Origin of the sequence: Mitsuaria sp. BK037 (assembly GCF_014193045.1) — a bacterium.
Classification (GTDB): domain Bacteria; phylum Pseudomonadota; class Gammaproteobacteria; order Burkholderiales; family Burkholderiaceae_C; genus Roseateles.
In genome coordinates this window covers 222592-236242 of record NZ_JACHYS010000003.1, presented here as the reverse complement: position 1 = coordinate 236242, position 13651 = coordinate 222592, and the positions used below count along the sequence as shown (strand labels likewise).

General features: G+C 70.6%; 14 protein-coding genes and 1 riboswitch. Of the genes, 9 read left to right on the top strand and 5 right to left on the bottom strand.

Going from position 1 to position 13651, the window contains the following annotated elements; all coding sequences use genetic code 11:
• Positions 1–2: 2 nt before the first annotated feature.
• Complete coding sequence (locus FHT37_RS17810; protein ID WP_183484150.1) at positions 3–386, bottom strand: VOC family protein; 384 nt, start codon at positions 384–386, stop codon at positions 3–5.
• Between the two features lie 196 nt (positions 387–582).
• On the opposite strand from FHT37_RS17810, the gene FHT37_RS17805 reads away from it, so the two are divergent.
• From FHT37_RS17805 to FHT37_RS17795, 3 genes are all read left to right on the top strand, one after another.
• Positions 583–2007 carry a pitrilysin family protein gene (locus FHT37_RS17805; RefSeq protein WP_183483344.1) on the top strand — a complete coding sequence of 475 codons (1425 nt, stop codon included), beginning with the start codon at positions 583–585 and terminating at the stop codon, positions 2005–2007.
• Positions 2004–3413: a pitrilysin family protein gene (locus FHT37_RS17800; protein ID WP_183483342.1), complete on the top strand. Its 1410-nt coding sequence runs from the start codon at positions 2004–2006 to the stop codon at positions 3411–3413. The genes FHT37_RS17805 and FHT37_RS17800 overlap by 4 nt, the downstream gene beginning before the upstream one ends.
• Positions 3393–3526: riboswitch (yybP-ykoY riboswitch) on the top strand. Its footprint overlaps the gene before it by 21 nt.
• Positions 3527–3603: 77 nt before the next feature.
• Positions 3604–4182, top strand: a complete 579-nt coding sequence (locus FHT37_RS17795; protein ID WP_183483340.1) for a TMEM165/GDT1 family protein — start codon at positions 3604–3606, stop codon at positions 4180–4182.
• On the opposite strand, the gene FHT37_RS17790 is transcribed toward FHT37_RS17795, so the two are convergent.
• The 4 genes from FHT37_RS17790 to FHT37_RS17775 all read right to left on the bottom strand — a co-directional run bounded on the left by FHT37_RS17790 (position 4104) and on the right by FHT37_RS17775 (position 7353).
• Positions 4104–4586, bottom strand: coding sequence for a PIN domain-containing protein (locus FHT37_RS17790; RefSeq protein ID WP_183483338.1), 483 nt, complete (start codon positions 4584–4586; stop codon positions 4104–4106). The genes FHT37_RS17795 and FHT37_RS17790 overlap by 79 nt on opposite strands.
• Positions 4586–4885 (bottom strand): AbrB/MazE/SpoVT family DNA-binding domain-containing protein, encoded by a 300-nt coding sequence (locus FHT37_RS17785; protein WP_091728898.1) that lies wholly within the window; start codon positions 4883–4885, stop codon positions 4586–4588. The genes FHT37_RS17790 and FHT37_RS17785 overlap by 1 nt, the downstream gene beginning before the upstream one ends.
• Before the next feature lie 141 nt (positions 4886–5026).
• Positions 5027–6520, bottom strand: a complete 1494-nt coding sequence (glpK, locus tag FHT37_RS17780) for a glycerol kinase GlpK (RefSeq protein WP_091728893.1) — start codon at positions 6518–6520, stop codon at positions 5027–5029.
• A 68-nt stretch (positions 6521–6588) separates the two neighbouring features.
• A complete protein-coding gene (locus FHT37_RS17775) occupies positions 6589–7353 on the bottom strand; it encodes a DeoR/GlpR family DNA-binding transcription regulator (protein ID WP_091728890.1) in 765 nt (254 codons plus the stop codon).
• Between the two features lie 174 nt (positions 7354–7527).
• Here FHT37_RS17775 and glpD point away from each other — a divergent pair, with 174 nt between their 5' ends.
• The 6 genes from glpD (at position 7528) to FHT37_RS17745 (ending at position 13630) form a co-directional block, all read left to right on the top strand.
• Complete coding sequence (gene glpD / locus FHT37_RS17770) at positions 7528–9153, top strand: glycerol-3-phosphate dehydrogenase (RefSeq protein ID WP_183484146.1); 1626 nt, start codon at positions 7528–7530, stop codon at positions 9151–9153.
• A gap of 179 nt (positions 9154–9332) precedes the next feature.
• Positions 9333–10472, top strand: coding sequence for an ABC transporter ATP-binding protein (locus FHT37_RS17765; RefSeq protein ID WP_183483336.1), 1140 nt, complete (start codon positions 9333–9335; stop codon positions 10470–10472).
• Positions 10472–11623: an ABC transporter ATP-binding protein gene (locus FHT37_RS17760; RefSeq protein WP_183483334.1), complete on the top strand. Its 1152-nt coding sequence runs from the start codon at positions 10472–10474 to the stop codon at positions 11621–11623. The genes FHT37_RS17765 and FHT37_RS17760 overlap by 1 nt, the downstream gene beginning before the upstream one ends.
• Complete coding sequence (locus FHT37_RS17755) at positions 11620–12504, top strand: carbohydrate ABC transporter permease (protein ID WP_091728875.1); 885 nt, start codon at positions 11620–11622, stop codon at positions 12502–12504. The genes FHT37_RS17760 and FHT37_RS17755 overlap by 4 nt, the downstream gene beginning before the upstream one ends.
• Positions 12497–13309: a carbohydrate ABC transporter permease gene (locus FHT37_RS17750; RefSeq protein WP_091728872.1), complete on the top strand. Its 813-nt coding sequence runs from the start codon at positions 12497–12499 to the stop codon at positions 13307–13309. The genes FHT37_RS17755 and FHT37_RS17750 overlap by 8 nt, the downstream gene beginning before the upstream one ends.
• Before the next feature lie 12 nt (positions 13310–13321).
• On the top strand, positions 13322–13630 hold the full coding sequence (locus FHT37_RS17745) for a DUF2160 domain-containing protein (protein ID WP_091728868.1): 309 nt from the start codon (positions 13322–13324) through the stop codon (positions 13628–13630).
• The last annotated feature ends 21 nt before the right edge of the window (positions 13631–13651 follow it).

The window sequence follows — 13651 nt, the reverse complement described above, 5'->3', positions numbered from 1 at the left end:
GGTCAGATCGGGGTGCAGATCTCGACCAGGGTGCCGTCGGGGCAGCGCAGGTAGGCGACCACCTGGCCCCAGGGCTTGGTCATCGGCGGGGTCAGGCCTTGCGCGCCGGCGCCCAGGGCACGCGCGTAGGCGGCCGGCACGTCCGGCGTGGACAGCCCGACCTCCATCCCCAGCGGCGCGCCGTCCGCGGCCTTGCGGTAGTCCTGACCGAGGTTGCCGCGCGCGATGTCGTGGCGCGCGAAGGACAGGGTGGTGGCGCCGGTCTCGAGCTCGCCATAGGCGCCGGACTCGTGCAGGAAACGGCGCGTCAGGCCGAATGCCCGTTCGAAGAAGTCCAGCGACGCGCCCACGTCCTCGACGTAGACGATCGTGTAGGCGAAGTTGATGGCGCTCATGGCAAGCCCTCCGTGGAGTGACGATGAAAGCGGGGCGCTTGTCCCCGTTGGGCGGGGCAGCGGCGCGGCCCATGCCCCGGATCGCCGCCCGGGCGCCCCCGATTCGGGTGGGCCGCCCGTCAGGACGATGTCGCGCCGATGATGCGGACCGGCTGCTGACAGCGGATTGGCAGCTAGGATGCCGGCCATGAGTGCCCCGCCCCTCGAGCCGCAACGGCTGCCCAACGGTCTGCTCTGGCTGGCGCGCCCGGTCCCGGGCTCGCAGGTCGCGGTGCGCGTCGTCTATCGCTGTGGCGGCCGCGACGACCCCACCGGCCGCAGCGGGCTGTCGCACCTGGTGCTGCGGCTGATCGCCGGCGCCAGCCGCTACCTGGAGCCGGGTCAGTTCCACCGCCTGATCGCCAGCGCCGGCGGGCGCACCCGCATCGAGATCGACGAGGACTTCGCCGCGCTGCAGACGGTGGTGCCCGCGCCGCAGCTCGAGCGCGTGCTGTGGGCCGAGGCCGAGCGGATGAGCAATCCGCGCCTGGATCCCGATACGCTGGCCAGCGCGCGGCAGCAGCTGCGCCAGGCGGTGCAGGAGCCGCTGCTCAATCCCTATGCGCGGCTGGACCTCGCGGTGCAGCGCCACGGCTACCTGACGCATCCGTACCAGCGCGGCGCGCTCGGCGATCCGGAGCAGCTCAAGGACCTGGACATCGACGCCGTGCGCGCCTTCCATGCCGCCCGGTTCGGCTGCGACCGCGCGCTGCTGGTGGTGACCGGCGCGTTCGACGAGGGCGCGCTCGCGCGCTGGGTGATGCACTACTTCGGCTCGATCCGTCCGCCGATGCCGCCGTCCGCGGTGACGGCCTTGACGGCCGCGCCGGCGGTGTCGCCGACCGCCTCGGCAACGCCGGCGTCAGGGCTGCCGGCCTCGTCCTCCTCCGGGCCCGCCGCCGTGCCGGTCACGCCGCCCGCCGCTGCGTCGCCCGCGTCGCCCGTGGCATCGGTGGCCGAGCCGCGCGAGCTGCGCGAATCCCGTCGTCCCCAGAGCCAGACGCTCAAGCTGTCGCTGGCGCAGGCGCCGCTGCCGGCGGCCGCGCTGGTGTGGCAGGTGCCGCGCGCCGACGATCCGTCGCTGCCGACCTGGCAGCTCGCGCAGGCGCTGCTGGGGCTGGGGCGGTCGGGCCGCCTCACCGACACGCTGGTCGACGAGAAGGCGCTGGCGCATCAGCTCAGCCTGCGGCTGGATGCGCACCGCGACGCGGGGCTGCTGGTCGCGCAGGCGCTGGCGGCGCACGGCCAGACCGCGGCGCCGCTGGCGCAGGCCCTGCAGCAGGAAGTGCTGCGGCTGGCCGACGAGGCGATCACCGACGAGGAACTCGGCAAGGCCAAGGCCCTGCTGCGGCGCGAAACGCTGTCGGCCGAGTGGACCGCCGACCGGCTCGCCCGGGCGCTCGGCACCGCCTGGGCGGTGCGCGGCGATGCCGGCGCGGCGGCCAAGGACATGGCGGTGTGGATCAAGCTCGGCGGTGCCGACGTGCAGCAGTTCTGGCGCCGCCAGGTCGTGCAGGCGCCGGTGCTGACGCTGCTGGCGGATGTCGGTGCCGCCGCGGGAGTCGCGGCATGACGGTCGACCTGCATCGTCGCGGACTGATGCTGGGCGCCGCGATCGCGTCCGGCTCGACGGCCTGGCCGGCGCTGGCGCAGGACGGCTTCGACCGCCCGCCGGAGGCGCCGCCGCTGACCGCGCTGCCGCCGCTGGCGATCGAGCAGGCCAGGCTGCCGAACGGGCTGCGCGTCATCGTGCTGCCGGTGCCGGGCGCGCCGCGCACCGCGATCCGCCTGATCGGTGAGGGCGGTTGGCTGCGCGATCCGGCCGGCAAGGAAGGCCTGGCGGAGGTGGCGCTGTCGATGCTCGCGCAGGGCGCGAAGCGCGATGGCGACGAGATGGAATCGGCCGACATCGCCTACGCGGGCGACCTGCTCGGCCTGCCACTGCGGCTGGCGCTGACGCCGTCCACCTGCGAGCTGGCACTGGAAGCGCTGCCGGACCAATGCGACGACGCGGTCAACCTGATGGCCGACCTGACGCAGCGGCCCTTGCTGGCCTTCGAGGCGCTCGAGCACATCCGCAGCCGGGCGCTCGACGCGCTGGTGCTGCGTCGCGCCGATGCGCTGCTGCTCGCGCCCTGGGCGGCACGGCGGCAGTGCTGGGGCCGCGCGCAGCCGGTGCAGACGACGGCCAGCCTGAAGCGCCTGCGCCGCGAGGACGTGCTGGGCTTCCATCGCCAGTACTGGCGACCGGAACGCGCGGTGCTGCTGTTCGCCGGCGACCTGAGCCTGCAGGCCGCGCGCGGTCTGGCCGAGGACTTCATGGGCGACTGGCGGGTGCCCAAGGCGCCGGCCGGACCGGCGCCGGCACCCGCGCTGGCGACCGCGACGCCCGCCGCCGCCGTCGCCCAGTTCCTGCAGCTGCCGCAAGGGCAGGGATGCCGGCTGATCGTCCAGACGCCGGTGCCGCGCGGCACGCCGCCGGGCCTGCGCGAACTCGCGCGCACGCTGATGCAGCAACGGATCGCCGCGCGTCTCCCCTGGCCCTGGGACAGCGAGATCGAATCGCTTGGCGGCGCGCTGTGCTGGCGGATGGGCGTGACGCTGCCGGTGGCGGCGGTGCCGGAGCAACTCGCACGCTTGCGGGAGCAGCTGCCGCTGCTGGCGGACGAGCCGGTGACGCCGGAGGACCTCGCGCTGGCCCAGGCCCTCGCGCTGGGGGACTGGCAGGCGCAGCTGGCGGAGGCGCCGGATGCGCTGCTGGCGCAGGCGATGGCGGCGGGGGAGCTGGAGGCGGTCCTGCAATGGCCCCAGCGCGTGAGAGCGATCAGCGCGCCGGTGCTGCAGCTGCTGCTGGCCGCGAGTTGGCGCGACAACCGCACGCAATTGCTGCTTCTGGGCGATGCGGGCCCACCGGCGCCGGCACAGCGCGCATGGCCCGGGCTGGCGCTGACTACAATGCGCGCTGTCATTGGGGAGTAGCCGCTGCACCCCGCCCGTCGCCCGACGGGCCGATTCAGCAGACCCGCGTCAACAGACTTGAGCTTCGGCTCATGGCGCGAGGTAGCCAGGAACCCGCGGGTTCCCAGCCTGGCGAGACCTTTGACCATGCCCCCGGACCTGCGGCCGGCGGCGGCATGGTCATGGGTTCGTTCCGGCCGCTGAGTCCTTCATGGAAGCCTTCCTCATCTCCACCGGCCTCGTGGCCCTCGCCGAGATCGGCGACAAGACCCAACTGCTGGCCTTCATCCTGGCGGCGCGTTTTCGCAAGCCCGGGCCGATCGTGCTCGGCATCCTGATCGCGACGCTGGTCAATCACGCCTGCGCGGGCGCCGTCGGCAGCTGGATCACGACGCAGGTCTCCGCGCAGACCTTGCGCTGGGTGCTGGGCCTGGGCTTCATCGCGATGGCGGTGTGGACGCTGATCCCCGACAAGATCGAGGAAGAGGAAACCGGCGGCAAGTTCCGGCTGGGCGTGCTGGGCACGACGATCGCGGCGTTCTTCCTGGCCGAGATGGGCGACAAGACGCAGATCGCGACGGTGGCGCTGGCGGCGCGCTTCAACGACCTGTGGATGGTGGTGGCGGGCACGACGCTGGGGATGATGATCGCCAACGTGCCGGCGGTGCTGGTGGGCGGCAAGCTCGCGCACAAGCTGCCGGTGCGGCTGGTTCACGCCATCGCGGCGGCGATCTTCGCGGTGCTGGGCGTGCTCACGCTTCTGGGGGCAGGCGCGTCGATGGAGTTGTGACCCCGGTCCTCCGACAGCAGCCTCATGCCCGCGCATGAGGCGGCATCGCGGTCGAAGGTCATGGTGCATCCGCAGCCGGCAGTCCGGCCCAGTCGCTCGATCAGGTAGTCCGCGAAGTCGGCTCGGCCCACATGGAAGCGCGCGACGGCGTCGATGACGTCCTCGACCTGCTCGAAGACCAGTCCGCCCTCCCGCAGCAGTTCGATCAAGGCGCGGGCGACCTCGTCGCGTTTCACCTTGCAGCTCTTGTTCAGCACCCACACCAGCTCCACCAGCGTCGGGACGGTGATGTAGCCGGGTGCCTGCGGCGTGAAGCTGGAGAGCAGCGATTTGGCCGCGCGGTACTGCACGGGTTCGTCTCGTGTGACGAAACGGACCAGGATGTTGGTATCGATGCCGACCATCACTTGCGCTTCTCCTTGCGCTTGGCGCTTTTACGGCGCTGGCGCTCCATGGAGGCGAAGGTGTGATTCATCTCGTCGATCGTCACGGGCCGACGCACGCGCGTGGGAACGATGCCTGCGATCGGCAAGGGACGCGTGGCCACGTAGAAAAGGAATTCGTCCGGAGCGACGTGGAAGAACTCCACCTGGTCGCCCGGGCCGATGCGAAGGGCGTCCAGCACGCCTTGCGGAAGGGTGATCTGGAGGCCTTCGCCGATCGTGGCGACCGGTCCGATGCTCCGTACGCAATGAGAGGCCATGGATGACTCCTTGTCGTTTCAACGAAAGAAGCCCGCCACTCTAGGCATGCCGATCCCGAGCCGCACTTCCTCAAATCAGTCATTGAGGAGGGAGCGCCGGCCCCTCGGACGGGGGCCCGCGAAAGGGGAACCCGCGACCGTCTATCGCGCCGACGCCTGCCGCACCGCGCGCTCCCACTGCGCCATCAGCGCCTGGGCGCGGTCGCGCGACAGGGTCGGTCGGAACACGCGCTCGGCCTGCCAGTTGCGGCCGATGTCGTCGAGGTTGCGGTAGACGCCGACCGTCAGTCCGGCCAGGTAGGCCGCGCCCAGCGCCGTCGTCTCGATCACCTTGGGCCGCACGACCGGGATGCCCAGCAGGTCCGCCTGGAACTGCATCAGCAGGTCGTTCACGCAGGCGCCGCCGTCCACCCGCAGCTCGCTCACCGGCGCGCCGCCCGCCGCGACCGCGTCCCGGCTCATCGCCTGCAGCAGCGCCGCGCTCTGGAACGCGATGCTCTCCAGCGCCGCGCGCGCGATGTGCGCCACCGTCGATCCCCGCGTCAGGCCCACGATCGCGCCGCGCGCCTCCGCGTCCCAGTAGGGCGCGCCCAGCCCGGTGAAGGCCGGCACGAACATCACGCCACCCGCGTCCGGCACGCTCTCCGCCAGCCCCTGCACCTCGCCGCTCGCCTTGATCGCGTTCAGCCCGTCGCGCAGCCACTGCACCACCGCGCCGCCGATGAAGACGCTGCCCTCCAGCGCGTAGCGCGGCGTCGCGTCGATCTGCGCGGCGCTGGTGGTGATCAGCCCGTTCGCGCTGGTCTGGAAGCGCGTTCCCGTGTGCATCAGCATGAAGCAGCCGGTGCCGTAGGTGTTCTTGGCCATGCCGGCCTCGAAGCAGGCCTGGCCGAACAGCGCGCTCTGCTGGTCCCCCCCGATGCCGCCGATGGTGAGGGCGCCGCCCAGATGCTCCGGCGCCGCCTTGCCGAATTCATGCGCCGACGGCTTCACCTCGGGCAGCAGGGACGCGGGGATGCCCAGCAGCGCCAGCAGCTCCTCGTCCCAGCGGTTCTCGCGCACGTTGAACAGCATCGTGCGCGAGGCATTGCTCACGTCGGTGACATGCACCTCGCCGTTGGTCAGCTTCCAGATCAGCCAGCTGTCGATCGTGCCGAAGGCCAGTTCGCCGCGCTCGGCCTGCTCGCGCGCGCCGCTGACGTGGTCGAGGATCCACTGCAGCTTCGTGCCGGAGAAGTAGGCGTCGACGACCAGCCCCGTTTTCTCCTGGATCCGCGCGCCGTGCCCCTGCTCGCGCAGTTCGGCGCAGCGCGGCTCGGCGCGCCGGTCCTGCCAGACGATCGCATGGTGGATGGGCCGGCCGGTGCGGCGGTTCCACACCAGCGTGGTCTCGCGCTGGTTGGTGATTCCCAGCGCCTTCACGTCGGCGGCTTTCAGCGAGGCCTTGGACAGCACCTCGCGCGCGACGGCGAGCTGCGTGTCCCAGATCTCGTCGGCGTCGTGCTCGACCCAGCCGGGCTGCGGATAGATCTGGCGGAACTCGCGCTGCGCCATCGCGACGATGCGCCCTTGCGCATCGAAGACGATCGCGCGCGAACTGGAGGTGCCCTGGTCCAGGGCCAGCAGGTAGGTCATGACTTGTCTCGCTGGTCGTGTGCTTGAACGGCGCTTGAACGGCGCGGCGGCGGACGCCCGCCGCGATGCTACGGCGCGACCACCAGTTCCACGCCGGCGTCGCTCATCAGCGCCGGGAAGGGCTCGGGCGGTGGCTCGTCGGTGAAGAGCGCGTCGATCTGCGGCAGCCGCGCCACCTCGGCCATCGCCGGGCGGTTGAATTTCGTCGCGTCGGCCGCCACCCACACCTCGCGCGAATGCTCGACGATGGTCCGCGCCACCATCACCTCGCGGTAATCGAAGTCGCGCAGGCTGCCGTCGGACTCGATGCCCGAGATGCCGATCAGCCCGATGTCCACCTTGAACTGGCGGATGAAGTCGACCGCCGCCTCGCCGACGATGCCGCGGTCGCGGTGCCGCACCGAGCCGCCCACCATGACGAGCTCGCAGTCCGGGTTGTCGCTCAGGATCATCGCCACGTTGAGGTTGTTCGTGATGACCCGCAGGCCCTTGTGGCGCAGCAGCGCATGCGCCACCGCCTCGGTCGTCGTGCCCAGGTTCAGGATCAGCGAACAGCCGGCCGGGATGCGCGCCGCGATGGCGCGCGCGATGCGGGCCTTGCCGTCGGCCTGCATCGCCTGGCGCTGGCGGTAGGCGATGTTCTCGGTGGTCGACGAGGGCACGCGCACGCCGCCGTGGAAGCGCTGCACCAGGCCGGCCTCGGCCAGGCGCTGCACGTCGCGGCGCACGGTCTGCAGGGTGACGCCGAATTTCTCGGCCAGCGCCTCGACGCTCACCGATCCATTGGCGCGCACCTCTTGCAGCAGGTCGTTCTGACGCGGGTTGGGATTCATGGCGCGCAGGCTAAAGGAACCAAAACGAACAAATGATCGGGTAAACCCTTGCCTGAAACGCGCATATTCGCGCTAAAAAGAAAAAAGAAGAACAGAATTGCGAACTTCGCAAGGGCCTTCGAACCGCCGTCGCGTCGATTCGTTCCCCAGGAGACCCGCTTGAATCCCGCCCCGATGACCGCCAGCCCCACGACGACCGAACCCGGAGCCCCCGCCGCGCCGAGCGCGTCGAACGTCTGCGACGTGTTCGTCGTCGGCGGCGGCATCAATGGCGCGGGCATCGCGCGGGACCTGGCCGGCCGCGGCTGGAAGGTGGTGCTGGCGGAGGCCTCGGACTTCGCGGCCCACACCTCCTCGTCGTCGACCAAGCTGATCCATGGCGGCCTGCGCTACCTCGAGTACTACGAGTTCTCGCTGGTGCGCAAGGCGCTGCAGGAGCGCGAGGTGCTGCTGCGCAGCGCGCCGCACATCATGTGGCCGCTGCGCTTCGTGATGCCGCACGACGCCGCGATGCGGCCGGCCTGGATGATCCGCATCGGCCTGTTCCTGTACGACCACCTGGCGCGCCGCGAGGTGCTGCCCGGTTCCACCGGCGTCGACCTGCGCCGCTCGCCCTACGGCGAGCCGCTCAAGGCCACGTACACGAAGGGCTTCGTCTATTCCGACGGCTGGGTCGACGACGCCCGCCTGGTGCTGCTGAACGCGCTGGACGCGCGCGAGCATGGCGCGGTGCTGCATACCCGCACGACGGTCACCGCGGCGCGGCGGCACGCCGACCACTGGATCGTGACCCTGCGCTGCGCCGACGGCGAACGCACCGTGCGCGCCCGCGCGCTGGTCAACGCGGCCGGGCCGTGGGCGGAGGGCTTCCTGCGCGAGGTCGCCACGCCGGCGCGCGGCGAGGCACTCGCCACCAAGAGCCTGCGCCTAGTCAAGGGCAGCCACATCATCGTGCGCAAGCGCTTCACCCACGACCACGCCTACATCTTCCAGAACCCCGACAAGCGCATCATCTTCGCCATCCCCTACGAGGACGACTTCACCCTGATCGGCACGACCGATGTGGAGCTCGCGCCCGACGCGCTGGCGGGTTTCGGCAAGGCGCGCATCGAGGAGCGCGAGATCGCCTACCTCTGCGAGCAGGCCAGCCGCTACTTCCGCGAGCCGGTCAGCGCCGCGGACGTGGTCTGGACCTACGCCGGCGTGCGGCCGCTGCTGGACGACGCGTCCGGCGACCCGTCGGCGGTCACGCGCGACTACCTGCTGGAGACCCACGCCGACGGCGGCGCGCCGCTGCTGAGCGTGTGGGGCGGCAAGATCACCACCTTCCGCAAGCTGGCCGAGGATGCCGCCGACCTGATCGGCGCGCTGCTGGGCGACCGGCGCCGCGCCTGGACCGAACATGCGCACCTGCCCGGCGGCGACCTGCGCGACTGGATCGGCGCGCCGCAGCGACCCGACACCGATTTCCAGCGCCTGCTGGCCGCGATCGGCCAGCGCCACCCGTGGCTGCCGCCGTCGCTGGCGCGGCGCCTGGCGCGGGCCTACGGCGCCCGCGTCGGCCGGGTGCTCGGCGGCGCGGAGCGACTGGAGGACCTCGGCCCGGAGATTGCCCCGGGCCTGCACCAGGCGGAACTCGAATACCTGGTCCGCGAGGAATGGGCGCGCGCGGCGGACGACGTGCTGTGGCGGCGTTCCAAGCTGGGACTGCATTACACCGAGGCGCAGCGGATGGCGGTGGTCCAGTGGTTCGCCGAGCGCGAGCACCTCTGGGCCAAGCCGCCGGCCGCCGCCGCATGACCTGACCCCACGCCCCGTGGCCCGTCGGGACTGCGGGTTCGCGGGGAGCGACAACGGGAGCCACCCGCGCCATAAAGCGCAACGGCGCGCCGACCGGCGCCCGCCAGCGCCGGGAAACGCCGCGAGGCGCGACGAAACGACAACGACATGCACAGAGAGACAACGATGGAGCCGAGCTCATGGAGCTGAGCCTGCAGGGCGTGAGCCACAAGGTCGGCGCGCAGCAGCACCTGTATCCGATGGACCTGCGGCTGGTGCCGAACGCGGTCACCGTGCTGCTGGGCGCGACGCAGGCGGGCAAGACCACGCTGATGCGGCTGATGGCGGGCCTGGACCGGCCCAGCCAGGGGCGGGTGCTGGTCGACGGCACCGACGTCACCGGCTGGCCGGTGCGCCAGCGCGACGTGGCCATGGTCTACCAGCAGTTCATCAACTACCCGTCGATGACGGTGCGCGACAACATCGCGTCGCCGCTGAGATTGCGCTCCTCGGCCCCGGGTACGCGGTCGGCCCCCCGGGGGGGCGCGGCCGTCCCTGGGGACAGCCCCTCGCGCGGCCCGCTCGATCGCGACGCGATCCGCCGCCGCGTGGACGAGCTCGCCACCAAGCTGCACATCGAGATGCATCTGGACAAGCTGCCCGCGCAGCTCTCCGGCGGCCAGCAGCAGCGCGTCGCGCTGGCACGGGCGCTGGCCAAGCAGGCGCCGCTGATGCTGCTGGACGAGCCGCTGGTGAACCTGGACTACAAGCTGCGCGAGGAGCTGCGCGAGGAGCTCGGCCAGCTCTTCGCCGCCGGCGAGTCGACCGTGGTCTACGCGACCACCGAGCCGGCCGAGGCGCTCCAGCTCGGCGGCTACACCGCGGTGATGGACGCCGGCGAGCTGCTGCAGTACGGCCCGACCGCCGAGGTCTTCCACCGTCCCGCATCGCTGCGCGTCGCGCGCGCCTTCAGCGATCCGCCGATGAACCTGGTGATCGCGCAGGGCCTGGGCGACCGGCTGCAGCTGCGGCCGGGCGTCGAGCTCGCGCTGCCGGGGCAGGGCGGCGTCACCGTCGGCGTGCGCGCCAATGCGCTGCGTGTGAGCGCGCAGCCCGGCGACCTCGCGATCAAGGGCGAGGTCGAACTCGCCGAGATCTCCGGCTCCGACACCTTCGTCCATGCGCGCACCGAGATCGGCGAGCTCGTCGCCCAGCTGACCGGCGTGCACGACTTCGAGCTCGGCGCACCGCTGACGCTGTACCTCAACGCGGCGCATGTCCACGTCTTCGACGCGGCCGGCCTGCTGACACGGGCGCCCGAGCGCCGGGGAGGCCGCTGATGGCCCGCATCGACCTGGACCTGGCCCATGCCTATCGGCCCGATCCGAAGGAGGACAGCGACTACGCGCTGCTGCCGCTGCAGATGAGCTTCGAGGACGGCGGCGCGTATGCGCTGCTGGGCCCGTCGGGCTGCGGCAAGACGACGATGCTGAACATCGTCTCCGGGCTGCTGCGGCCCTCGCACGGCACGGTGAAATTCGACGACCGCGACGTGACCACGCTGACGCCGCAGCAGCGCAACATCGCGCAGGTGTTCCAGTTCCCGGTCATCTACGACACGATGACCGTGGCCGAGAACCTGGCCTTCCCGCTGCGCAACCGCGGCGTGCCGGCGGATCGCATCAAGGCGCGCGTGGGCCGCATCGCCGAGATGCTGGAGCTCAACGGCCAGCTGGACCAGCGCGCGTCGGGCCTGTCGGCGGACGCCAAGCAGAAGATCTCGCTGGGCCGCGGGCTGGTGCGCGAAGACGTGTCGGCGGTGCTTTTCGACGAGCCGCTGACCGTCATCGATCCGCATCTGAAGTGGCAGCTGCGCCGTAAGCTCAAGCAGATCCACCATGAGCTCAAGCTCACGCTGGTCTACGTCACCCACGACCAGGTCGAGGCGCTGACCTTCGCCGATCGCGTCGTCGTCATGACGCGCGGGCGCGCGGTGCAGGTCGGCACGGCGGGCGAGCTCTTCGAGCGGCCGAGCCACCGTTTCGTCGGCCACTTCATCGGCTCGCCGGGCATGAACTTCCTGCCCGCGATGCTGGACGAGCACGGCGCGCTGCGCGTCGCCGACCAGCCGGTGGCGACCGGTGGCGTCGCGCTGGACGCGGCGTTGCCGCGCGGCACGCCGTTCTCGCTGGGCATCCGGCCGGAATACGTGGCGGTCGACGAGGTCGGCGACGGCGTTCCGCCGCTGCCCGGCAGCATCACCGGCGTAGTGGCGCAGGTGCAGGACATCGGCACCTACTGGCTGCTGACGGCCCGCACCGGCGCGCACGCGCTGAAGGCGCGGCTGCCGGCGCAGGCCTCGCCACCGCCCGCGGGCGCGACGGTCGCGCTGCGCGTGCTCAATCCCCACACCTGCTTCTATGGCGCGGACGAGCGGCTGATCGCCGCCAGCGCGGCGACGGCCGGCGCGCGCCAGGAGGATCTCGCATGAAACCCATCAACCAGAAAGCCTGGTTCCTGGTCCTGCCCGTGCTGCTGTGCGTGGCCTTCTCGGCCATCCTGCCCTTGATGACGGTGGTGAACTACTCGGTGCAGGACATCATCTCGCCCGAGCGGCGCGTCTTCGTCGGCACCGAGTGGTTCGCGGCGGTCATGCGCGACGAGGAACTCCACGGCGCGCTGCTGCGCCAGCTGGGCTTCTCGCTGGCGGTGCTGCTGGTCGAGATCCCGCTGGGCATCTGCCTGGCGCTGTCGATGCCGGCGCAGGGCTGGAAGGCCTCGGCGGTGCTGGTGATCGTCGCGCTGTCGCTGCTGATCCCGTGGAACGTCGTCGGCACGATCTGGCAGATCTACGGCCGCGCCGACATCGGGCTGCTGGGCGCGTCGCTGCAGGCGCTGGGCGTCGACTACAACTACACCGGCGATGCCACCGACGCCTGGGTCACGGTGCTGATCATGGACGTCTGGCACTGGACGCCGCTGGTGGCGCTGCTGTGCTTCGCCGGGCTGCGCTCCATCCCCGACGCCTACTACCAGGCCGCGCGCATCGACGGCGCCAGCAAGTTCGCGGTGTTCCGCTACATCCAGCTGCCCAAGATGCGGGGCGTGCTGATGATCGCGGTGCTGCTGCGCTTCATGGACAGCTTCATGATCTACACCGAGCCCTTCGTCCTCACCGGCGGCGGTCCCGGCAACGCCACGACCTTCCTCAGCCAGTACCTGACGCAGAAGGCGGTCGGCCAGTTCGACCTCGGCCCGGCGGCGGCGTTCTCGCTGATCTACTTCCTGATCATCCTGCTGCTGTGCTTCATCCTCTACAACTGGATGCAGGCGCTCGGCACCCAAGACAAGAGCGAGGTGGCCCATGGATGAACGCCGATTCCGCAAGCGCACGATCTTCCTGATCGCCTACCTGCTCTTCGCGCTGCTGCCCATCTACTGGATGGTCAACATGAGCTTCAAGACGAACGAGGAGATCCTCTCCAGCTTCAGCCTGTGGCCGCAGCACTTCTCGCTGGCCAGCTACCGGACGATCTTCACCGATCCGTCCTGGTACAGCGGCTACATCAACAGCCTGATCTACGTGGCGATCAACACGGTGATCTCGATCAGCGTGGCGCTGCCGGCGGCCTACGCGTTCAGCCGCTACTCCTTCCTCGGCGACAAGCATGTCTTCTTCTGGCTGCTGACCAACCGGATGACGCCGCCGGCGGTGTTCCTGCTGCCGTTCTTCCAGCTCTACACGACGCTGGGCCTGATGGACACGCACCTGGCGGTGGCGCTGGCGCACCTGCTGTTCAACGTGCCGCTGGCGGTGTGGATCCTGGAAGGCTTCATGAGCGGCATCCCGCGCGAGATCGACGAGACCGCCTACATCGACGGCTACAGCTTCCCGCGCTTCTTCCTGACGGTGTTCCTGCCGCTGATCAAGGCGGGCGTGGGCGTGGCGGCGTTCTTCTGCTTCATGTTCTCGTGGGTGGAGCTGCTGCTGGCGCGCACGCTGACCAGCGTCGACGCCAAGCCCATCGTCGCGACGATGACGCGCACGGTGAGCGCGTCCGGCATGGATTGGTCGACGCTCGCGGCCGCGGGCACGCTGACCATCGTGCCGGGCGCCATCGTGATCTGGTTCGTGCGCCACTACATCGCGAAGGGTTTCGCGATGGGCCGGGTGTAAGGGAGGTCCGCGATGTTTGATTGGATGGTGTGGACGACGCCGGTCGCGATCTTCTTCAGCTGCGTGGTGCTGATGCTGATCGGGATGACGGTGTGGGAGATCAAGTCGCCGACGACGCTGCGCAAGGGCTGGCTGCCGATGCGCACGACGCGCGGAGACCGGCTGTTCATCGGCCTGCTGACGGCGGCGTACATCAACCTGGCATTCGTCGGCCTGGGCGCGAAGATGGCCGAGTGGTTCAAGCTCGAGGCCGAGCCCAGCGTGTGGATCAGCTTCGTCCTGTCGATGCTGGTGCTGGGCCTGATCCTGCGCAAGGGTTGACACTTCATTGAAGCTTCAAGG